The sequence below is a fragment of the Halomonas flagellata genome (genome assembly GCF_022487945.1).
Lineage (GTDB): Bacteria > Pseudomonadota > Gammaproteobacteria > Pseudomonadales > Halomonadaceae > Halomonas > Halomonas flagellata.
Map to the genome: position 1 here is coordinate 42,522 of NZ_JAKVPY010000026.1, position 20,777 is coordinate 63,298.

The window sequence follows — 20,777 nt, forward strand, 5'->3', positions numbered from 1 at the left end:
GTGAGGCCGGCTTTACAGCCGGGAGCCGAGATTCCAGACTAGCGGGACCGACACCGCTGCCGGAGCCTGGTGCATGGACGTTGAACTGCTGGAGGTTCGTCAGCACATGGGGCGCTTCCCGCCCTTCGATACCATCAGCGACGATCTGCTCGACGAGTTGGCCGGGCGCGTGGAGGTGGCCTACTTCAAGGCCGGCAGCGAGATCCTGGCCCTCGACCAGGAGCTCCACGAGCTCTGCTACATCCGCAGCGGGGCGGTGGAGGTCTACCGCCGCAACGGCGAGCTCTACAACCGCCTGGGCGAGGGCGATATCTTCGGCCACTTCAGCCTGCTGCGAAACCATCGGGTACGCTTCCCCGCCAGGGCCATGGAAGACACCCTGATCTATTTCATCCCCGAGGCCGTCTTCCATCACCTCTGCGAGGCCGACGAGCACTTCGCCGACTTCGTCGAGCTCGAGCGTCCGCGGATGGAGACGGCGGTCGAGCAGCAGAAGAAGAACAACGACATGATGATCACCCGGGTACGCAAGCTGCTGACCCGCTACCCGGTGATGGTGGAGGCCTCCACCACGGTGCAGCAGGCGGCCCAGCAGCTCAGCGACTTCCAGGCCTCCGCCGTGCTGGTGCTGGGCGAGCCGGGTGACAAGCCGCGCTACACCTTCCGCGACAGCGAGGAGCGTGCCTGGCAGGTGCGCGGCATTCTCACCGACAGCGATTTCCGCAAGCGGGTGGTGGCCGAGGGTCTCCCGCCGGACACGCCGGTGGGCGAGGTGGTCAGTGACCGGCTGATCGCGATCCAGTCCGACGAATCGGTGCACGAGGCGATGCTGTGCATGCTGCGTAACAACATCCACCACCTGCCGGTGATGCATCGCCGCCGCCCGGTGGGCATCGTCCACCTCTCCGATATCATCCGCTACGAGACCCACAGCAGCCTCTATCTGGTCAGCAATATCTTCAACCAGTCCAGTGCCGAGGGGCTGGCGAAGTTGGCGCCCGACGTCAAGGCGGCCTTCGTGCGCATGGTGCACGACGGTGCCGACTCGAACATGGTGGGCAGCGCGCTTTCCACTATCGGTCGCAGCTTCACCCGGCGGTTGCTGGAGCTGGCGGAGGAGGAGCTGGGGCCGCCGCCGGTGCCCTACTGCTTCATGGCCCTGGGCTCCATGGCGCGTAACGAGCAGGCCATCGTCACCGACCAGGACAACGCCCTGGTGCTCGACGACGAGTTCGATCCCGAGCGGCACGACGCCTACTTCCTGGCGCTGGCGAAGCGGGTCAGCGACGGTCTGGACGCCTGCGGTTACCCCTACTGCAGCGGCGACATCATGGCCACCAACCCGCGCTGGCGGCAGCCGCTTGCGGTATGGAAGGACTACTTCCGCGACTGGATCAATGACCCCACCCCGGAGCGGTTGCTGCACAGCTCGATCTTCTTCGACCTGGACAGCGTCTACGGCGAGAACGCCCTCGTCGAACAGCTCCAGGACCTGATAGCCGAGCAGGCGCCGAAGAGCCCGCTGTTCCTTGCGGCGATGGCGCGCAACGCCCTGAACCGCACACCGCCGCTGGGCTTCTTCCGCACCTTCGTGATGGAGAAGGACGGCAAGCACAACAACTCGATCAACCTCAAGCGACGCGGCACGGCACCGATGGTCGACCTGATCCGGGTGCACGCCCTGGCCTGCGGTTCCCGGGCCCAGAACAGCTTCTCCCGGCTCGACGACATCGACCGCACCCAGCTGCTGGCCCCCGGGGTGGGCGAGAAGCTGCGCTATGCCCTCGAACTGCTCTCCATGGCGCGCATTCGCCACCAGGTGATCGACCTCGAGCACGAGCGCGCCCCCGACAACAACATCGAGCCGGAGAACGTCGCCGACGACGAGCGGCACAACCTGAAGGATGCCTTCCAGGTGCTGAGCAATGCCCAGAAGTTCCTCAAGTTCCGCTACCCCATCCCCTCCACCGCCGACCGCCGGAGGCACTAGGGCGATGGCCATCCTGCGCCCGGCTCTCCGCCGCGCGTCGCCCGACTGGCCGGCCTACCTGGCCGACCGAGCGGCACGGAGGCGCCATCCGCTGCTCGTCGACTATTTCACCGCCGGTTGCCCGGCCGCCGAGACGCCCATCGCCGAGGTCCCCATGGTCGCCATGGACATGGAGACCACCGGGCTCGATGCCCGGCGGCACGCCATCGTCAGCATCGGCCTGGTGCCCTTCAGCCTGTCGCGTATCCGCCTCGCCGAGCGGCGCTACTGGGTGGTGCGGCCGTCCCGCCCGCTGAGCCGCGAGTCGGTGACCTATCACCATATCACCCATTCCGAGGTGGCCGCCGCCCCGGACCTGGAGGCGGTGCTTCCCGACCTGCTCGAGGCCCTGGCCGGACGCCTGGCGGTGGTCCACTACCGTCATATCGAGCGGCCCTTCCTCAACGAGGCCGTGCGGGCGCGGCTCGGCGAGGGCATCCGTTTCCCGATGATCGACACCATGTCGCTGGAGGCGCGGATCCATCGCCAGTCGCTGTGGGCCCGGTTTCGTCGCTGGCTGGGCCGCCCGCCGGTCTCGATCCGGCTGCAGAACAGCCGGGCCCGCTACGGCCTGCCCGCCTACCAGGGGCACCATGCCCTGACCGATGCCCTGGCCACCGCCGAACTGCTGCAGGCGCAGATCGCCGCGCACTACACGCCCGAGACGCCGGTGGGCCAGTTATGGAGCTGATGGCACGGCGATAGCTGAGCAGACGATGTCGAGAACGACGCAAGCATCGAAACGAAGGAGGGCGGCCCGCAGGCCGCCCTCGTCGTCGTTGGCTTGAGCCGGGTCAGGCCCTGGGCTCGCTCATCAGGCCCTTGACGATGGCGTAGCAGGCCGCCAGCAGCACCAGGGTGAAGGGCAGGCCGGTGGTGATCACCGCGGTCTGCAGGGCCGTGAGGCCGCCGCCCAGCAGCAGGGCGATGGCGATGGCGCCCTCGATGACGGCCCAGAACACGCGCTGGGGCTTGGGGGCATCCACCTTGCCACCGGCGGTGATGGAGTCGATCACCAGCGACCCGGAGTCGGAGGAGGTGATGAAGAACACCATCACCAGCACGATGGCCACGAAGGAGGTGATGGCCGTCAGCGGCAGCTGGCCGAGCATCTGGAAGAGCTGCAGCTCGAGGGCTGCCTCCCGGACGCCTTCGAAGCCCTGGTTGACGGCCTGGTCGATGGCGGTGCCGCCGAAGGAGGTCATCCACAGCACCGAGACGATGGACGGCACCAGCAGCACCGCGATGAGGAACTCGCGTACCGTGCGCCCACGGCTCACCCGGGCGATGAACATGCCGACGAAGGGCGACCAGGCGATCCACCAGGCCCAGTAGAAGGCCGTCCAGCCCTGGCTGAAGTTGGCGTCCTCACGCCCGAAGGGGTTGGACAGCGCCGGCAGGTTCACGGCATAGGAGAGCAGGTTCTCGAAGAAGCCGGTGATGATCATCAGGGTCGGGCCCACCAGGATCACGAACAGCAGCAGCAGGCCGGCGAGCACCATGTTGAGCTGCGACAGCCGCTTCACGCCCTTATCGACGCCGAGCACCACCGAGACCAGCGCTACGGCGGTAATGCCCATGATCAACAGCACCATGGTGGTGTTGGTGGCGGGCACGCCGAACAGGTAGCCGAGCCCCGCCGTGGCCTGGGTGGCGCCCAGCCCCAGCGAGGTGGCCAGCCCGAACAGGGTGGCGAACACCGCCAGGATGTCGATCACATGCCCCGGCCAGCCCCAGATACGCTCGCCCAGGATCGGGTAGAAGATCGAGCGCATGGTCAGCGGCAGCCCCTTGTTGTAGGAGAACAGCGCCAGGGCCAGGGCCACCACGGCATAGATCCCCCAGGGGTGCAGCCCCCAGTGGAAGATGGTGGCGGCCATGCCCAGCGAAATGGCGCCTTCCTCGTCGCCCAGGGCGGCACCCAACGGCGCCCAGTCGGTGCGTGCACCATTCTCCGCGGCCACGCCGCCGAGGGCGGTGTCGAAGTGCGTGATCGGCTCGGAGACCCCGTAGAACATGAGCCCGATGCCCATGCCGGCGGCGAAGAGCATGGAGAACCAGCCCAGGTAGCTGAAATCCGGCTTGGCATGCATGCCGCCGATCCGAACCTTGGCCAGGGGGGTGAAGATCAGCACGATGGAGAGGACCACGAAGATATTGGCGGCCAGCAGGAAGAACCACGACAGGTTCCCGGTCAGAAAACTGAACATGGCATTGAAGATGGGCTCGACCTGGTCCTGCAGGGCCAGCGTGATGATCACGAAGAACAGGATCACCAGGGAGGAGAAGGTGAAGACCTTGCCGTGCAGGTCGAGGTTGATCCCCAGGGGGCTGGCGGTGATGTTGTCCTGGCCGATCACGTAGTCGGTATCGATCAGGTTGGCGGGCCCTTCCGGGGCCGGGATGCCTTCCGAAGGCTGGCTCGCTGCCGCGGCGCCTTCGTCACGAGAATGCTTTTCCATGGAGCCTTCTCCCTTCAGTTCGTCAGGTTCTTGTTGTCGGGCGGTTTCGGGGACAGGCGCTCACTGCTTGGCCGGCCTGACCAGGAACACCGACACGTCGGTATGGGTGGCGACCTTGCCGCCGTGGGATGGCATCAGCACGTCCAGGTGCTGCGGCGGGTGGGTCGGCATGACCACCAGGTCCGCGCCCACCGCATCGATGGCCTCGATCAAGAGATTGTCGAGATCGGCGATCGGATCGGGGTCGGTGATGAGGTGCGTGCTGACGGGCTGGCCGTGCACCTGGGAGCGCTGCTGGGCGAAGGTCTCGAGTTTCTGCTGGTACTCCTCGGGGGTTCTGGCCACGCTGCCCGGCGTCGTGGCCGTGACCCCGACATAACAGACCTCGGCGTCATAGTGACGCGCCAGATCGGCCACCGTCTTCAAGGTGGGCTCGATCACGTCGATGTGTGCCAGGTCTACCGGCACCATGATCTTGCGGTACATGTTCAGTCTCCTTGCTCCCTCGGGGGCTCTCGTGTTGGGTGGTTGTCGATGCGGTCTCCATGCTCTCCAGTTTGGTGTGCCCTGAGGGTAACGCCATTCTTTTCGTCAAACGATCGTGGCCCACCGTCCTGCATGCCCTGGCGATGGTACGCCATGAAAATGGCTGTGCCGGATTTCAAAGCGTCTCGGCGCCCGGGTTCTGCTCCGCCTCCGCGTCTCCAGGTGCTACGCGGGCATAGCCGACTTTACAGGTGGCGGGTACCCAGGTGTTCAACGCTGTTTGTCCACCGCGGGGATTGCGGCACTCCCTCGCTGCCCTTATTGTCGGCGTCACACATTAGGTTACAAGAATAAATCATGCCTGTCCGGTTATGCGAGCGCTTGCCTGGCCGAATCGCTCGCCTTGCCGTAACGGATCTCTACCAGGGAGTTTTCATGAACGAGACCCTCGAAGCAGATGAGGAAAGGGTAGCAACGATAGAAGCGTCGTCGTGTTTTGCCCGTTTCGTCAATGTCCAGAAGAGTTATGACGGTGTCGAGCTGGTCGTCAAGGGGTTCAACCTGGACATTCGGCAGGGTGAATTCGTCACCCTGCTGGGTCCCTCAGGCTCGGGAAAGACCACTTGCCTGATGATGATGGCGGGTTTCGAGACCCCGACCCACGGCGAGATCCTGCTCAAGAACGAACCGATCAGCGGCCAGCCGCCCCACAAGCGGGGCATCGGCATGGTCTTCCAGAACTACGCCCTCTTTCCCCATATGACGGTGGCCGAGAACCTCGCCTTTCCACTGGAAGTGCGCCACCTCTCGAAGGAGGAGATCAAGCGCAAGGTGGCACGTGCCCTGGCGATGGTGCGCCTCGAGGAGTTCGGTGACCGCCGCCCGGCCCAGCTCTCGGGCGGCCAGCAGCAGCGGGTCGCCCTGGCCCGGGCCCTGGTCTTCGAGCCCGAGCTGGTGCTGATGGACGAGCCCCTGGGGGCGTTGGACAAGAACCTGCGCGAGGAGATGCAGTACGAGATCAAGCGGATTCATGCCAGCCTCGGCGTGACCATGATCTACGTCACCCACGACCAGACCGAGGCGCTGACCATGTCGGACCGCATCGCGGTGTTCAACGACGGCGTCGTGCAGCAACTGGCTTCCCCCGAGACCCTCTACGAGGAGCCGGAGAATGCCTTCGTTGCCTACTTCATCGGTGAGAACAATCGCCTGCGCGGCGAGGTGGTGGAGAACAGCGGCGAGTGCTGCCGGGTGCGCCTCGACAGCGGCGAGACGGTGCTGGCGAGGGCCGTGGCCTCGGGAGAGGCGGGAACGCCCACCACGCTCTCGCTGCGCCCGGAGCGGGTCGATATCCTCGTCGGTGGCGAGGACACGGACCATGACAATCGCTTCCATGGCGAGGTGATGGAGGTGATCTATCTCGGCGATCACCTGCGCACACGGCTGCGTGTCTGTGGCAACGACGAGTTCATCATCAAGACGCCCAACGCCAAGGGACACCCGGCGCTGACGCCGGGGCAGACCATCGAGGTCGGCTGGTCCTGGGGCGACTGTCGCGCCCTGGATGCCTGACGGGCGTCTCGACGAGATGTCGTAGCGAGACCGAGCAGGGAAGAAGGACAGGGTTACGGCCCGAGGCCGGCGGGAGTGCCGGTGGATCGATGTCACACGAACGAACAACGATGTCACACAAACGAACAACAAGGCGTGGAGAAGCAGCATGACACAGCAAGACATCAACAGTCGCAAGGGACGCCTCGGTATCGCCATCGCGATGGCGGGCATGACCGGCCTCGGCCTGGCGGCCACGGCCCAGGCCCAGGAGACGCTCAATATCGTCTCCTGGGGCGGGGCCTACAGCATGAGCCAGCAGAAGGCCTATCACGAGCCCTGGATGGAGATGAACGGCGGCGAGATCGTCAACATCGACCGCAGCGGCAACGCCCTGGCCGGGCTGCGTGCCCAGTTCCAGGCGGGCAACGTCACCTGGGACCTGGTCGACATGCTGCCGGCGGATGCCATGATCGCCTGCGCCGAAGGCCTGCTCGAACCCCTGGATCATGACACGCTGCTGGCCGACGCCCCCGACGGCACGCCTCCCAGCGAGGATTTCGTCGACGGTGCCCTGGGCGAGTGCTTCGTCGCCTCGATCGTCTACTCCAACGTCGTCGCCTTCAACACCGAGATGTTCCCCGAGGACAACCAGCCCAGCACCATCGCCGATGTCTTCGACCTGGAGAACTTCCCGGGCAAGCGGACCCTGATGCGCAAGCCGATCAACAACCTCGAGTGGGCGCTGGTGGCCGATGGCGTGGCACCGGAAGACGTCTACGAGGTGCTCGAGTCCGAGGAGGGCATCCAGCGTGCCTTCGCCAAGCTCGACACCATCAAGGACGAGGTGATCTGGTGGGAGGAGGGCGCCCAGCCGCCGCAGCTGCTCGCCGACCAGGAGGTGGCCTTCGCTTCGGCCTACAACGGTCGCATCTTCAACGCCATGGTCACCGAGGACCAGCCCTTCGAGATCATCTGGGACGCCCAGGTGTTCGAGCTCGACGGCTGGGTGGTGCCCACCGGCAAGCTCGACAAGGTCAAGGACTACCTCTACTTCGCCACCGACACCCAGCGCCTCGCCGACCAGGCGAAGTACATCTCCTACGGCCCGGCGCGCAGGTCCTCCTCGGAGCTCGTCTCGACCCATGCCGAGACCGGCATCGAGATGAAGCCTCACATGCCCACCTACGGCCCCAACTTCGCCACCGCCATCCAGAAGGATGACGAGTTCTGGGCCGACTACAACGACGAACTGACCCAGCGCTTCGACGCCTGGCTGGCCCAGTGAGGCCACGCCGCCACCCGCCTCGCGGGTGGCGGCCCCGCCGATGCATCCCGATCGCTTTCTACGCTCGATGGAGAGGCCTGCGTGTCCGAATCACCCTCTGCTTTACTGACCACCGCCGATGGCGTGCCGCTCAAGGTCAGCCTGCGCCGCGCCGTGCGCCGCTCGAAGGTCAAGGCCTTCCTGCTGGTGTCGCCGTTGCTGCTGTTCCTGGTGGTCGCCTTCGTCATGCCGATCTTCGACATGCTGTGGCGCAGCGTCGACAACCCCGAGGTGTCCACCCACCTGCCGCGTACCGTCGCGGCCCTGGAGAGGTGGGACGGCGAGTCGCTGCCCGATGAGCCGGTCTTCGCCGCCCTGGTGGAGGACTTGCGCGAAGGCCAGGCGGCGCGCAACCTCGGGCTGCTGTCGAGCCGCTTGAACTACGAGAAGTCCGGCATGCGCTCGACGATCAGCCGCACGGCCCGCCGCATGGGCAGCGTCGAGCCGCCCTATCGCGAGTCGCTGATCGCGATCAATGACACCTGGGGGGAGCTCGACACCTGGAAGCTGATCCGGCGCGAAGCCTCGCCCTATACGCCCTCCTACTACCTGGCGGCGGTGGACCGTCAGCTGACGCCGGACGGCGAGATCGCCAAGGTGCCGGACCACCTCGAGATCCATGTGTCCCTGTTCTGGCGCACTTTCTGGATGAGTGCCGTGATCACCGGCCTGACCCTGCTGCTCGGCTACCCGGTGGCCTTCCTGCTCGCCACCCTGCCGCTGCGCCACTCCAACCTGCTGATGATCCTGGTGCTGCTGCCGTTCTGGACCTCGCTGCTGGTGCGCACCACCACCTGGATCGCCATCCTGCAGTCCCAGGGGGTGCTCAACGACATGATGGTGGCCATCGGGGTGATCGCCGACGAGGCGCGCTGGCAGATGATCCACAACAAGACCGGCACCATCATCGCCATGACGCATATCCTGCTGCCGTTCATGATCCTGCCGCTCTACTCGGTGATGAAGACCATCCCGCCGAGCTATATGCGCGCGGCCCGCTCGCTGGGTGGCAAGCCCTTCCTCAGCTTTCGTCGGGTCTACTTTCCGCTGACCATCCCGGGCATCGCCGCCGGCGGCATCCTGGTATTCATCCTATCGATCGGCTACTACATCACCCCGGCGCTGGTGGGCGGTCAGTCAGGACGCTTCATCACCAACTACATCGCCTACCACATGCAGACCTCGCTGAACTGGGGGCTTGCCGCAGCGATCGCCTCGATCCTGCTGTTCGTGGTGGTTGTCTTCTATCTGGTCTTCAATCGCCTGATCGGCGTCGACAAGGTCAAGCTGGGGTAATCCGATGGCCATTCCTTCCTATGCCACCCGTGGCGAACGCCTCTGGCACTACGCCTTCCTGGGCCTCTGCGCACTGATCTTCCTGTTCCTGATCGGTCCGCTGCTGGTGATCATTCCGCTGTCGTTCAACGCCGAGCCCTACTTCACCTTCTCGGAGGCGATGCTGCGGTTCGATCCAGCCGGCTACTCGCTGCGCTGGTACCAGGACTTCTTCACCTCCAGCGCCTGGCTCGGTGCCATCAAGAACAGCTTCATCATCGGCATCGCCTCGACGATACTGGCGACGGTGCTCGGGACCATTGCGGCGCTGGGGCTCTCCAGCCGGCACATGCCGGCCCGGGGGGCCATCATGGCGCTGCTGATCTCGCCGATGATCGTGCCACTGATCATCTCCGCCGCGGCGATGTTCTTCTTCTTCTCCAAGATCAACCTGGCCCAGACCTACCCGGGGGTGATACTGGCCCATACCGCCCTGGGCATTCCCTTCGTGGTGATCACGGTCACGGCGACCCTGTCGAGCTTCGATACCACCCTGATCCGCGCCGCCCACAGCCTGGGCGCCAACCCCACGCGGACCTTCTTCAAGGTGGTACTGCCGTTGGTGACGCCGGGGGTGGTGTCGGGGGCGCTGTTCGCCTTCATCACGTCCTTCGACGAGGTGGTGGTGGTGCTGTTCATCGCCGGTCCCGAGCAGCGCACCATGCCGATCCAGATGTGGTCGGGCATCCGCGAGCAGATCAGCCCCACCATCCTGGCCGTGGCCACCCTGCTGGTGGTGCTCTCCATGCTGCTGCTCACCACCCTCGAGTTGCTGCGCCGCCGCGGCGAGCGGCTGCGGGGACTCTCGCCCGGCTGATCTCGGGGCCAGCACTCGATGACGACGGGGAGGCATCCATTGGATGCCTCCCCGTCGCTTTTTGACGTTTGCTCCGGTGCCGCGAGCCGGTCGCGATGAGGCAGTCCTGACCCATGTGTCAGTTTGCACCAGCGTGACGGCCCCCTCGCAGCCACCGGGCGGATTGCTGTGTCGCTTTCAAGCAATTGATAATTGGCAATTTTCGTTGGATTCGGTGTGGCTGGCATGCCCTGTGCTCTCTTCAGGGTGAACATGGAACGACAAAGGGGGGACCTTCCACATGACGCACGACAAGCAGACTCGCATCCCCGGCACCGGACGCCGCCTGGCAGCGGCCGCCGCCATCGTGGCGCTGTCGCTGGGCACCCTGGCCCTGGCGGGTTGTGACAACGGCGACGAGATGCCGCCGATGGAGCAGGACGCCCCCATGGAGGAGCCGGCTCAGGATCCCGGCATGCAGGAGGGTTCCGGAGCGAATGAGGAGCCCATGGGTAGCAACGACGATGCCATGAGCGGCAATGAGGATGTCATGGGGAGCCAGGACCAGGAGCCAGTTCAGGAACCGGTCGAGGAGGACCCCATGAGTAGCGAGGAAGAAACCGGTAGTGAGGAAACGATGGCGGGTGATGACCAGGAGGAGGAGGAAGAAGACTCCTGATGGTGCTCGCCCCACCAGGCACACGCCGGCCGTCGAGGCGGCCGGCGACGCAAGCCCTTAACTCCAGCGAATGGAAGTGAATGGAGGTGCAGTATGATGTCTAAGGACTTTCTCAAGAAGCTCGGTATTCTCGGCGTATCGTTCGGCCTGATGGCCAGCCCGCTGGCCTTCGCCGATTTTCACGATGAGCCCCCGGCGGATCCGGCAGCGCCGGCCGATCCGGCCACCCCGGCGGATCCGGCAGCACCGGCAGCACCGGCCGATCCGACCACGGATCCGACCACCCCGGCCGATCCGGCCACCCCGGCGGATCCGGCCGCGCCGGCCGATCCTGGTGCACCGGCAGACGACCCCGGCTTCGGCGATGGTGGTGAGCCCATGCCAAGTCCCAGTGGCGGCGAGCAGGGCGATCCGGCCAACGATCCCATAATCGAGGAAGAAAGCGGGGAAGAAGAGGAGTGGGATAATCCCGCGGATGACGACGGGGGCAGCGGCTGGTAACGGCCCCGCGTCGAGCAGCGAACGATGACCGCGGAGGCTACCAGGAACAGGAGGCGTCATCGTCTCCTCCCCGGTGCCTGGCACCGGGGCACTCCAGGGATGGAGTCTTCAGGAACCAGAGTCTTTCTTGACGAACTTCTTGGCGTCGCATGGGGCGGTCGGCGGTCCCGCCGCACTCCCCCTCAGCCAGCCGCTGACCGCAATGACGCCCTTGTCGGCCCTTGCTCCCCGCAAGGGCCTTTTTTCGAGCCGGGACCCGCTTTCGCGGCCTCGCTCTGCTACTCCTCCTCTTCCAGGCGGCGATAGAGGGTGCGCCTGGCGATGCCGAGGATATCGGCGGTGCGGCGCTTGTTGCCGCCGGTGGCCTCGAGCACCTTGCGGATATAGCGCTTCTCGACGTCCTCCAGACTCGGCCAGCCCTGCTGCGGGGTGGTCGGTTCCAGGGCGCGGCCGGCCTGGGCCTCGCTGGTGTTGCGGCGTTGCTCCTCGCCATGGTCGCGGATGCGTTCGGGCAGGTCGGCGTGGCTGAGCTGGCCACCCTCGGCCAGGGTCACGGCGCGCATGATGGCATTCTCCAGCTCGCGTACATTGCCCGGGTAGGGGTAGCAGAGCAGCGCCTGCAGGGCGGCGGGTTCGACCTTGTCGATGGCCTTGCCCTGGGCTTCGGCATGCTTGTCGATCAGTGACGCGACCAGTCGCTCGATATCGCCATTCCGCTCGCGCAGCGGGGGGATACGCAACGAGAAGGTCTCCAGGCGGTAGAAGAGGTCGCTACGGAAGTTGCCGTCGGTGATCTCCTGCTCGAGGTCGCGGTGGGTGGCGGCAATGATGCGCACGTCCACCGGCTCCTCTCGCTCGGCGCCCACCGGGCGCACCGTCTTTTCCTGCAGGGCGCGCAGCAGCTTGGCCTGCAGGCCGGGCGACATCTCGCCGATCTCGTCGAGGAACAGGCTGCCGCCATGGGCGGCCTGGAACAGCCCCTGACGGGAATCGCCTGCGCCGGTGAAGGCGCCCTTCACATGGCCGAAGAACTCGCTCTCCATCAGTTCCGAGGGGATGCTGGCACAGTTCACCCCGATGAAGGGACCCTCGGCGCGGGGGCTCTCGGCATGGATGGCCCGGGCCAGCAGCTCCTTGCCGGTGCCGCTCTCGCCCAGCACCAGGATGGGGGCATCGCTTCTGGCCAGGCGAGCGGCGTCGTGGAACAGCGTCTGCATCGCCTCGCTCTCGCCGACGATGCCGTGGAAGTGGCCGGGCGGGGCGTCCCGGCGGAAGCGAGCGGCCAGCCGACGATGCTCGAGTACCCGGTAGACCGCCTCGCGGACCCCCTCCAGGTCGAGCGGCTTGGTCAGGAAATCGTCGGCGCCGATCTTCAGTGCCTCCACCGCCTGGTCGATGGTGCCGAAGGCGGTGATCACGATGAAGCCCAGGGAGTTGCCCTCGCCGCGCAACTGCTCCAGCAACTGCATGCCGCTCATGCCGGGCAGGCGCACGTCGCTGATCACCAGCGCCACCTCGCTGTGGCTGAGGGTGGCGATGGCCTCTTCGGCGCTGCCCGCGCCGAGGGTCGGGTAGCCGGCATCCTGCAGCTCCTCCTCGAGCAGCTCGAGGATTGCCGGGTCGTCTTCGACGATCAGGATGGGAGCCGGGGTGGGGGAAGAATCCTTCCGCGTCACGTCGCGTTTCCTCGTTGGCAGGTGTCGCCAGGCATGGTGTCGTCCAGCGGCAGGCCGATCTCGAAACCGGCGCCGCCCAGTTCGCTGTCGAAGACGCCGATGGTACCGCCATGATCGTTGATGATGCGATGGACCATGGAGAGGCCGAGTCCGCTGCCCTGGCCTACCGGCTTGGTGGTGAAGAAGGGATCGAACACCTTCGGCTTGTCGGCATCGACGATGCCGAGGCCGTCATCCTCCAGCCACAGGCGCAGCTCGTCGCCCTCCACCCGGGCGCGCAGCCGCACCCGATGGACCTCGCCGGCCTGGGCGGCGTTGCGCAGCAGGTTGGTCAGCACCTGGATCAACTGCTGACCGTTGGCCGGCAATTGCGGCGGCGGCTCGGGCAGGTCCAGCTCCAGGCGGATGGCCCGCCGTTCCAGCTCCTCCTCGACCAGTTCCCGAGCCGACCCGACGAGGGCATCCAGCGGCAGGCTCTCCTTCTCGACGTTGTGGCGACGCCCGAGTTCCATCAGCTGACGCACGATCTCGACGATGCGGTCCACTTCGCCGCGGATGCGTGAGAGGCGCGCCCGCTCGTCGCCGCCGATTGCCTCGTGCCGGGCCAGGCGCTGGGCCTGGCCTTTGATCACGGTGAGCGGGGCGCCGATCTCGTGGGCCACGCCGGCGGCCAACACCCCCAGCTCGGCGAGCTTGCGGGACTTGCGCAGCCGCTTCTCCAGCTCGATCTCCTTGAGTCGACGGGCCTCGATGTCGGCGTCCTTCTCGGCCATGGCATCGAGCATGCCGTTGAGGGCGCCGGCCAGGCGGCGGTACTCCTGGGGGCCGCCGATCACCGCGCGCTGGCGACGGTCGCCTTCCTCGACCCGGGCCATCACCGCCAGCAGGCGGTTGAGCGGCTGTTCGATATGGCGACGGAAGCCCCACCAGATGCTGAACACGATGCCGGCGGCGCCGATGACGAAGACCAGCACCGCCAGCAGGCTGATGAAGCCGGTGTAGTTCTCGATGCCGGTATTGAGGCGGTTGACCTGCAGCACGCCGCGGGTCTCGCCGTCGGGCGTGGTCAACGGCAGCAGGGCCGAGTAGTAGGTCCAGCCATCGTGCTGGCGATAATGGCCGGAGAGCTCGCCGGAGTCGACCACGGCACGGATGTCCTCGGCGTCGAACAGGGCCCTGCCGAGGCCCAGGCCGTAGATCTCCTCGCCATCGGTGTCGAAGACGTAGGCGCCGTAGATGCGGTGGAAGGAGAAGGCGGAGTGCAGCGACTCCTGTAGCGACTCCGGGGTGTCGCGTTCCAGGGCATAGCCCAGCGAGGTGCCGATGGCATGGGTGATGATCTGGACCTCGGTCTGCAGCTTGGAGCGCACGTTGTCTTCCAGCGACTTGATCGCGACCAGGCTGAAGACCACCAGGATGAAGAACATCGGCACGATGACCGTGAGAATGATGATGTTGCGCAGGCGCATGGCGTATCCGGTCGGATGGGCGGTGGATCAGTCGGCCGGCACCAGCCGGTAGAGACCGCCGCGCGCATCGTCCTCGAGCAGGTAGAGGTAGCCGTCATGCCCCTGGCGCACGTCGCGGATGCGGCCGATATGGCCGTCGAGGATCACCTCGCTGCTGACCGAGCCGTCTTCCGCCAGGCGCAGGCGCTCGAGCCGTTCGCTGAGCAGGCCACCGGCCAGCAGGTCGCCCTGCCACGCGGGAAAGGCATCGCTGGTCACCTCGGCCAGCCCGGAAGGGGCGAAACGCCCGTCGAAGACGTGCACCGGGTCGCGCATCCCGGGGGCGCTGTCACGGCCGATGCGCTTGTCGCTCGTGTAGGCGAAGCCCAGGGAGACCTCGGGCCAGCCGTAGTTCTCGCCGGGTTCGAGGCGGTTGAGCTCGTCGCCGGTGCGTGGCCCGTGCTCCGTCGACCAGATGGTGCCGTCCGTGGCGACCGTCAGCCCCTGGGGGTTGCGGTTGCCGAGGGTGTAGAGCGCGTCGAGGGTCGCCTCATCGTCGACGAAGGGGTTGTCCTCGGGCACGCCACCGGTCTCGGTCAGGCGCAGGATGCTGCCGGCATGGTCGCCACCGTCCTGGGCCCGTTCGGGACTGCCGCGCTCGCCGATGCTCATCAGCAGGCTGCCGTCGGGTAGCCAGGCGAGTCGCGAGCCGTAGTGCCGGCCGGGGTCGGAATAGCGGTCCTGGACGAACACTGCCTCGACCTCGACCAGCGCCTCGCCGTCGAGCCTGGCGCGGCTCAGGGTGGTGGCGGTGCCGCCGCGGCCGGCCTGGCTCCAGGTGAAGTAGACCCAGTCGTGGTCGCCATCCCCGTATTGCGGGTGCAGCACCACGTCGAGCAGGCCGCCCTGACCCCGGGCATTGACCTCGGGCACGCCGTCGAGGCGGGTGATCTCGCCGGTCTCGTCGACCAGTGCCAGCCCGCCGGGGCGCTCGCTGACCAGGTAGCGGCCATCGGGCAGCAGGGCCAGGGCCCAGGGGTGCTCGAGGCCGGAAGCGATGCGCTCCAGACGCAGCTCATGGTGTTCGGTGGCGATGCGTTCCTCGATCACCTCGACCGCCTGAACCTGGGTGGCAGTCACGGCACCGACCAGCAGCAGGGTGGTGGGCAACAGCTTGAATGACGGGTGCATTCCGTTCTCCCCTCGGTGGTTGTCCATTACGGCTCGGCTTCCCTGTACCAGCATAGCGACTCTGATACGGACTCTCGGGTGAGCGTGGTGTTCCCCCGGTGGGCAGAATGGCGGCGGTTACATCAGGATCGCCAGCAGGACCGGCAGGTAGAACAGCGACAGCAGGGTCGAGCAGAACACCAGGCTGGCCACGTATTCCGGTTCGCGGCGGGCCTTCTGGGCGAAGAGGTAGTTGAACACCGCCACCGGCATGCTCATCTGCAGCACCAGGATGCCGTGGCCCAGTGGCGGCAACCCCAGCAGGTAGCCGATGCCCCAGGCCACGCCGGCGGCCACCGGGATGCGCAGCAGGCTGAAACCGATGCCCGAGCGCAGGTTCTTGACCTTGATGCTGGCCAGCGAGACCCCCAGGGTGATCAGCATCAGCGGCACCGTGAAGCCGGAGATCAGGTCGACGCTGTTGGCCAGCCACAGCGGCAGCTCGGTGTCGGTGAGCAGCAGGCCCAGGGCGATCAGGATGGCGTAGACGGTGGGCGTGCGCAGCAGGGTGCGCAGCGGGCGGCCGCTGCGGCTGGCCATCACCGAGCCCACCGTGAACTGGAACAGCGACACGGTCACCATCACCGTGATGCCGTAGACGAAGCCGGCGTTGCCGAAGGCGTAGAGCACCACCGGCAGGCCCATGTTGCCGGTGTTGGGGTACATGGTGGGGGCCAGCAGCACCCGCCAGTCGCGTTTCAGCAGCCAGGCGAGCAAGAAGGCCAGGCCCGCCATGGCGATGATGACCAGAGCGGTGGCCAGCATGGTGCGGCCGAAGCTGCCGGCGTCGATCTCGGCGCCGGAGAGCGAGGCGATCACCAGGGCCGGCGTGCCGATGTTGAAGACCAGGCGGGTGACGAACTCCACTGGATACGGCTGGCCGAGGCGTATCCAGGTGAAGCCCAGGCCGGCGCCGGCCAGCACCGGGGCCATGACGGCAAAGAGTTCGGCGAACATCGAGTGTCCTTGCGAGAGGGGAAGCCCACCATTGTCGTGAATCGGCGAGTGGCGATGCAAGCGCCGGGCCGCGCCCGGAAGCCGAAGAGGGGCGCGACATTGGTGGAGGCGGACGGCTCTCCGGTAAGCTGGTCTCCTTGTCGACAAGGAAACACCCATGTCCTCCACCGCTTCCGCCAACAGCTTCCAGGCGCTGGTGCGCCTGCTGCGCTATGCCCGGGGGTACCGCCGCCGCATCGTCGCGGCGACGACCTGCTCGATCATCAACAAGCTCTTCGACATCGCCCCGGAGATCCTCATCGGGGTGGCCATCGACGTGGTGGTCAACCAGGAAGAGAGCTTCGTCGCCCGGCTCGGCTTCGAGTCTGCGCAAGAGCAGATCCTCATTCTGGCGGTATTGACCTTCTTTATCTGGGCCGGCGAGTCGATCTTCGAGTACCTCTACAAGATCCTGTGGCGCAACCTGGCCCAGCGGCTGCAGGCCGACATGCGCCTGGACACCTACGAGCACGCCCAGCGCCTCGACATGGCCTTCTTCGAGTCGAAGAGCTCCGGCCAGCTCGTCGCCACCATGAACGACGACGTCAACCAGCTCGAGCGCTTCCTCGACGGCGGGGCCAACTCGCTGATCCAGGTGGGCGTCACCGTGGTGGCGGTGGGGGCGGTGTTCTTCGTCATCTCGCCGCTGATCGCGCTGCTCGCCTTCACGCCGATCCCGCTGATCATCTGGGGCGCCTTCTTCTTCCAGCGCAAGGCGGGGCCGCTCTACGCCGACGTGCGCGAGAAGGTCGGCGATCTCGCCAGCCGACTCTCCAACAACCTCGCCGGCATCGCCACCATCAAGAGCTTCACCAGCGAAGCCCGCGAGGCCGAGCGGCTGCGCGCCACCAGCGAGGCCTACGTGGAGGCCAACCGCCGGGCGATCCGCGTCAGCTCGGCCTTTATCCCGGTGATCCGCATGGCGATCCTGGCCGGCTTCCTCGCCACCTTCACCGTGGGCGGCATGCTGGCGCTGCGCGGCGACCTGAACGTGGGTGCCTACGGGGTGCTGGTATTCCTCACCCAGCGGCTGCTCTGGCCGCTGACCGGACTCGCCGAGGTGATCGACCTCTTCGAGCGCGCCATGGCCAGTACCCGGCGCATCCTCGACCTGCTGGCGGTGCCGATCACCGTGCGTGACAACCACGGTCGGCCGCTGGCCGGACCGGTGCGCGGCGAGGTGAGCTTCGAGGGGGTGCGCTTCCACTACGCCGCCAGCGGGGTGGGGGTCGAGGACGTCAGCCTGCGGGTGCCCGCGGGCCATACCCTGGCGCTGGTGGGCGCCACCGGCTCCGGCAAGTCGACACTGATCAAGCTGCTGCTGCGCTTCTACGACCCGAGCGCGGGGCAGATCTGCATCGACGGCCAGCCGATCGACGGGGTGAGCCTGGTCTCGCTGCGCCAGGCGATCGGCCTGGTCAGCCAGGACGTCTACCTGTTCGAGGGCTCGATCCGCGACAATATCGCCTATGGCAAGCCGGATGCATCGGAGGCGGAAGTGATCGAGGCGGCCAGGACCGCCGAGGCGTGGGAGTTTATCGTGGCGTTGCCCCAGGGGCTCGACACCCCGGTGGGCGAGCGTGGCGTGCGCCTCTCCGGCGGCCAGCGCCAGCGGCTGTCGCTGGCCCGGGCGCTGCTCAAGGACCCGCCGATCCTGGTGCTGGACGAGGCCACCAGCGCCGTGGACAACGAGACCGGGGCGGCGATCCAACGCTCGCTGCGCAAGATCGGCCACGGCCGCACGGTGATCATGATCGCCCACCGGCTCTCGACCATCGTCCACGCCGACGAGATCGTGGTGATCGACGCCGGCCGGGTGGTGGAGCAGGGCGCCCACGCCGAACTGCTCGCCCGGGATGGTCGCTACGCCGCCCAGTGGCGGGTGCAGACCGGCGCGCTGGAGGTGGGGGAGGCGGCCCTTTGAGCGATACCCAAAATGATTGGTGTAAAATCAGCTGTTTGAGAACGCTCTGGTGGTGAACTGCCAGCGCTGAGAGGCCCTATGGGGTCAGACCCCGGCGGTGTCGAATCCGCTCGCCCCGTGCCTATGACAGGCCCGACAACTCGGCCGGGGTCTGACCCCATAGGGCCGGGCCTCGGCGTCATTTTCTGCGAAGGTGCCGCCATCATCGAGATATTCGTGGGAGACCGCAGGCTCCGGGAGGCTACTGCCGAACCAGTATGGCATCGAGACTGACCGGCACCTCATCGCCGATCCGCTCGTACCCGAGCAGCAGCAGGATCGAGCGCAGGGTGGGGTCGGCCATCAGCTCCTGGCCGTCCAGCGCCACCCGCTCGGCGTTGGTCACCCGGATCCGGTCGGCGGATTCCCGGGTGAAGCGCACCGCCAGTGGCTCCGTGCGCGTGGCATTGCCCGACTGCACCGAGAGCTCGAGCACCTCCACCAGCGAGTCGCCGACGGCCAGTTGCTCGAGCTGCTCAGGCGGGAAGCGGGTAGTCAGGGTGGCCAGGGGGCGTTCGGTGAGGCCCGAGAGCCAGGGCGGTAGCGGCCCCAGCTTCTCGATCACGTCACTCTGGTTCAGCCGCAGCGGCAGCTCCAGGGCGCCGCTGGCATCGGCGCTGCCGGCCAGCCGGCGCACCTCGTGATGGCGGGGGACCGGCCCGTCGGGGCCGATCTGCACCACCGTCGCCGCCACCCGCGACTGCGCCGGGTCCAGCTCCCACGCCGCCACGGCCGGCAGCGCCAGCAGCAATACCGCACCAAGCCCCATGCCGAGGCCAAGAAGTCGTTTCGTCACCAGGAAATCTCCAGAGGGGCCATGTCTGGCATGAAGACACGCGAACGGGCAGGAAGTGCCCAACGGGGTGGAAGACGAGCGCCACGCGCCGTGGGTCTGGCCTCGCTCCGTGGCATTCGCTATCATACGGCAGCGCTGTTCAGCGCTTTCCGGAAAGGGCCTATAGCTCAGTTGGTTAGAGCAGAGGACTCATAATCCTTTGGTCGCTGGTTCGAGTCCAGCTGGGCCCACCATCTCGCGGTATCGTTTCCCGCTTGTTGCCATAGCGACTCACTCGCCTCGAAGCGTCCGTGGGCTGCGGTAGGGCGGCCATGGCGTGTATGATTCCCTCGACTACTCATAATTAGCGTTCGATACGTGGGGGAAGCATCGTGGACACTGGACGTCGTGCGCAGCGGGCGGCCGTAGTGGGCTTTCAAGCTGTCAGTGAGAGCAAGTGATGATGGACGAAAGCGCTCTGCAAGCCGTTCTGGAGCGTGGTGAGGACAGTCGCCATCAGTTCAAGGCAGATTTTACCAACGTCAACGCTCTGGCGTCGGAGCTGGCTTCGCTGGCCAATGGCGCCGGTGGCCGGCTCTTTATCGGCGTCACCGATGATGGCCACATTGCCGGCTTGAGCCGGCAAGATGTCGGCCGACTCAATCAGCTGATCTCCAACGCGGCCAGCCAGCATGTGCGTCCGCCGCTCAACCCCACCAGCCACAACGTCCAGACCGAGGCCGGGTTGGTCATCGTGGTGGAGGTGCCCGAGGGCATCAACAAGCCCTACGTGGACTTGCAGGGCCGAATCTGGGTCAAGAACGGCGCCGACAAGCGCCATGTGACCGCACGCGAGGAAATGCAGCGCCTGTTTCAGCAATCCGGACTGCTCCAGGCCGATCAGGTGCCGGTGCGTGACGCCAGTACCGACGACATCGACGAGCGTGCCTTTGCCCGTTATTTCGAGCGTCGCTACGGCCAGAGCATCGAGCAGGCGGGCCTGCCGCCCATGCAACTGCTGGAAAACATCGACCTGGCCCGCGACGGCGTCCCCAACCTGGCCGGCATGTTGCTGTTCGGCAAGCAGCCACAGCGCCGCCTGCAGGTGTGCGAAATCACCGCCGTGGCCTTCCCAGGCACCGTGTTGTACGACAAGCAGTACCTGGATAGCGAGAACATCGATGGCCCGCTGGAGGAGCAGTACCGGCGTGCCATGGCGTTCATCAAGCGCAACCTGCACCACGTGCAGGGCGACCGGGGGTTCAACACCCTGGGACAACTGGAGATCCCCGAAGACGCCTTCGAAGAGCTGCTGGTCAATGCCCTGATACACCGCGACTTCCTGGTCAGTGCCACCATTCGCCTGTTCGTCTTCGCCGACCGGGTGGAAATCATCAGCCCGCCTCTTTCATCAGGCCCTTTGCTGAGCGGCACTTCCGGCATCTCAGCAACGCTCAGCCAGTTCCTCCACCATCTCGCTACCGAGCAGCGAGATTCTGATAGTGCGAGGCTTTTGAATCCCT

The 20,777-nt window shown here is 66.3% G+C and carries 17 protein-coding genes and 1 tRNA gene; 11 read left to right on the forward strand and 7 right to left on the reverse strand.

All coding sequences use genetic code 11. The annotated features are described in order from the left end of the window. The first annotated feature begins 73 nt into the window (after positions 1 to 73). Together MKP05_RS17850 and MKP05_RS17855 are read left to right on the forward strand one after the other, a co-directional pair. A complete protein-coding gene (locus tag MKP05_RS17850) occupies positions 74 to 1,990 on the forward strand; it encodes a DUF294 nucleotidyltransferase-like domain-containing protein (RefSeq protein WP_240569521.1) in 1,917 nt (638 codons plus the stop codon). Between the two features lie 4 nt (positions 1,991 to 1,994). Further along, positions 1,995 to 2,720, forward strand: coding sequence for a 3'-5' exonuclease (locus MKP05_RS17855; protein WP_110283351.1), 726 nt, complete (start codon positions 1,995 to 1,997; stop codon positions 2,718 to 2,720). Between the two features lie 103 nt (positions 2,721 to 2,823). Here MKP05_RS17855 and MKP05_RS17860 read toward each other — a convergent pair whose 3' ends face one another. Beyond that, on the reverse strand, positions 2,824 to 4,491 hold the full coding sequence (locus MKP05_RS17860) for a BCCT family transporter (RefSeq protein ID WP_110283352.1): 1,668 nt from the start codon (positions 4,489 to 4,491) through the stop codon (positions 2,824 to 2,826). Positions 4,492 to 4,551: 60 nt separating this feature from the next. Continuing rightward, entirely contained in the window at positions 4,552 to 4,977 is a 426-nt protein-coding gene (locus MKP05_RS17865) for a universal stress protein (protein WP_240569522.1), read from the reverse strand. Between the two features lie 435 nt (positions 4,978 to 5,412). Here MKP05_RS17865 and MKP05_RS17870 point away from each other — a divergent pair, with 435 nt between their 5' ends. The 6 genes from MKP05_RS17870 to MKP05_RS17895 all read left to right on the forward strand — a co-directional run bounded on the left by MKP05_RS17870 (position 5,413) and on the right by MKP05_RS17895 (position 11,166). Next, the gene (locus MKP05_RS17870) at positions 5,413 to 6,549 is read left to right on the forward strand and encodes an ABC transporter ATP-binding protein (protein ID WP_240569523.1); all 1,137 of its coding nucleotides are present in this window, start codon (positions 5,413 to 5,415) and stop codon (positions 6,547 to 6,549) included. Between the two features lie 148 nt (positions 6,550 to 6,697). Then, positions 6,698 to 7,816, forward strand: coding sequence for an extracellular solute-binding protein (locus MKP05_RS17875; RefSeq protein WP_240569524.1), 1,119 nt, complete (start codon positions 6,698 to 6,700; stop codon positions 7,814 to 7,816). Between the two features lie 81 nt (positions 7,817 to 7,897). Then, positions 7,898 to 9,151: an ABC transporter permease gene (locus tag MKP05_RS17880; protein ID WP_110283356.1), complete on the forward strand. Its 1,254-nt coding sequence runs from the start codon at positions 7,898 to 7,900 to the stop codon at positions 9,149 to 9,151. Between the two features lie 4 nt (positions 9,152 to 9,155). After that, positions 9,156 to 10,007 (forward strand): ABC transporter permease, encoded by an 852-nt coding sequence (locus tag MKP05_RS17885; protein ID WP_110283357.1) that lies wholly within the window; start codon positions 9,156 to 9,158, stop codon positions 10,005 to 10,007. A gap of 280 nt (positions 10,008 to 10,287) precedes the next feature. Then, on the forward strand, positions 10,288 to 10,665 hold the full coding sequence (locus MKP05_RS17890) for a hypothetical protein (protein WP_240569525.1): 378 nt from the start codon (positions 10,288 to 10,290) through the stop codon (positions 10,663 to 10,665). Positions 10,666 to 10,758: 93 nt separating this feature from the next. Continuing rightward, positions 10,759 to 11,166, forward strand: a complete 408-nt coding sequence (locus MKP05_RS17895) for a hypothetical protein (protein ID WP_240569533.1) — start codon at positions 10,759 to 10,761, stop codon at positions 11,164 to 11,166. A 278-nt stretch (positions 11,167 to 11,444) separates the two neighbouring features. Here MKP05_RS17895 and MKP05_RS17900 read toward each other — a convergent pair whose 3' ends face one another. From MKP05_RS17900 to MKP05_RS17915, 4 genes are all read right to left on the reverse strand, one after another. After that, the gene (locus MKP05_RS17900; RefSeq protein WP_240569526.1) at positions 11,445 to 12,842 is read right to left on the reverse strand and encodes a sigma-54-dependent transcriptional regulator; all 1,398 of its coding nucleotides are present in this window, start codon (positions 12,840 to 12,842) and stop codon (positions 11,445 to 11,447) included. Continuing rightward, positions 12,839 to 14,311, reverse strand: coding sequence for a sensor histidine kinase (locus tag MKP05_RS17905; protein ID WP_240569527.1), 1,473 nt, complete (start codon positions 14,309 to 14,311; stop codon positions 12,839 to 12,841). The genes MKP05_RS17900 and MKP05_RS17905 overlap by 4 nt, the downstream gene beginning before the upstream one ends. A 27-nt stretch (positions 14,312 to 14,338) precedes the next feature. Then, entirely contained in the window at positions 14,339 to 15,481 is a 1,143-nt protein-coding gene (locus MKP05_RS17910; protein ID WP_240569528.1) for a PQQ-dependent sugar dehydrogenase, read from the reverse strand. A 117-nt stretch (positions 15,482 to 15,598) separates the two neighbouring features. Continuing rightward, entirely contained in the window at positions 15,599 to 16,477 is an 879-nt protein-coding gene (locus MKP05_RS17915; RefSeq protein ID WP_240569529.1) for an AEC family transporter, read from the reverse strand. Between the two features lie 157 nt (positions 16,478 to 16,634). Here MKP05_RS17915 and MKP05_RS17920 point away from each other — a divergent pair, with 157 nt between their 5' ends. Next, on the forward strand, positions 16,635 to 18,440 hold the full coding sequence (locus tag MKP05_RS17920; protein ID WP_240569530.1) for an ABC transporter ATP-binding protein: 1,806 nt from the start codon (positions 16,635 to 16,637) through the stop codon (positions 18,438 to 18,440). Positions 18,441 to 18,681: 241 nt separating this feature from the next. Here MKP05_RS17920 and MKP05_RS17925 read toward each other — a convergent pair whose 3' ends face one another. After that, the gene (locus tag MKP05_RS17925) at positions 18,682 to 19,275 is read right to left on the reverse strand and encodes a hypothetical protein (protein ID WP_240569531.1); all 594 of its coding nucleotides are present in this window, start codon (positions 19,273 to 19,275) and stop codon (positions 18,682 to 18,684) included. 156 nt (positions 19,276 to 19,431) lie between these two features. On the opposite strand from MKP05_RS17925, the gene MKP05_RS17930 reads away from it, so the two are divergent. Together MKP05_RS17930 and MKP05_RS17935 are read left to right on the forward strand one after the other, a co-directional pair. Next, positions 19,432 to 19,508, forward strand: a tRNA-Ile gene (locus MKP05_RS17930). Between the two features lie 206 nt (positions 19,509 to 19,714). Further along, positions 19,715 to 20,777: AlbA family DNA-binding domain-containing protein (locus tag MKP05_RS17935; RefSeq protein ID WP_240569532.1), on the forward strand; the 1,063-nt coding region annotated here is incomplete at its 3' end.

Bases quoted from the DNA above. Each gene is read 5' to 3' on its own strand.
- MKP05_RS17865 (WP_240569522.1), bottom strand. From the start codon at position 4,977: ATGTACCGCAAGATCATGGTGCCGGTAGACCTGGCACACATCGACGTG.
- MKP05_RS17850 (WP_240569521.1), top strand. From the start codon at position 74: ATGGACGTTGAACTGCTGGAGGTTCGTCAGCACATGGGGCGCTTCCCG.
- MKP05_RS17870 (WP_240569523.1), top strand. From the start codon at position 5,413: ATGAACGAGACCCTCGAAGCAGATGAGGAAAGGGTAGCAACGATAGAA.
- MKP05_RS17920 (WP_240569530.1), top strand. From the start codon at position 16,635: ATGTCCTCCACCGCTTCCGCCAACAGCTTCCAGGCGCTGGTGCGCCTG.
- MKP05_RS17895 (WP_240569533.1), top strand. From the start codon at position 10,759: ATGATGTCTAAGGACTTTCTCAAGAAGCTCGGTATTCTCGGCGTATCG.
- MKP05_RS17860 (WP_110283352.1), bottom strand. From the start codon at position 4,491: ATGGAAAAGCATTCTCGTGACGAAGGCGCCGCGGCAGCGAGCCAGCCT.
- MKP05_RS17915 (WP_240569529.1), bottom strand. From the start codon at position 16,477: ATGTTCGCCGAACTCTTTGCCGTCATGGCCCCGGTGCTGGCCGGCGCC.
- MKP05_RS17875 (WP_240569524.1), top strand. From the start codon at position 6,698: ATGACACAGCAAGACATCAACAGTCGCAAGGGACGCCTCGGTATCGCC.
- MKP05_RS17890 (WP_240569525.1), top strand. From the start codon at position 10,288: ATGACGCACGACAAGCAGACTCGCATCCCCGGCACCGGACGCCGCCTG.
- MKP05_RS17885 (WP_110283357.1), top strand. From the start codon at position 9,156: ATGGCCATTCCTTCCTATGCCACCCGTGGCGAACGCCTCTGGCACTAC.
- MKP05_RS17855 (WP_110283351.1), top strand. From the start codon at position 1,995: ATGGCCATCCTGCGCCCGGCTCTCCGCCGCGCGTCGCCCGACTGGCCG.
- MKP05_RS17905 (WP_240569527.1), bottom strand. From the start codon at position 14,311: ATGCGCCTGCGCAACATCATCATTCTCACGGTCATCGTGCCGATGTTC.
- MKP05_RS17910 (WP_240569528.1), bottom strand. From the start codon at position 15,481: ATGCACCCGTCATTCAAGCTGTTGCCCACCACCCTGCTGCTGGTCGGT.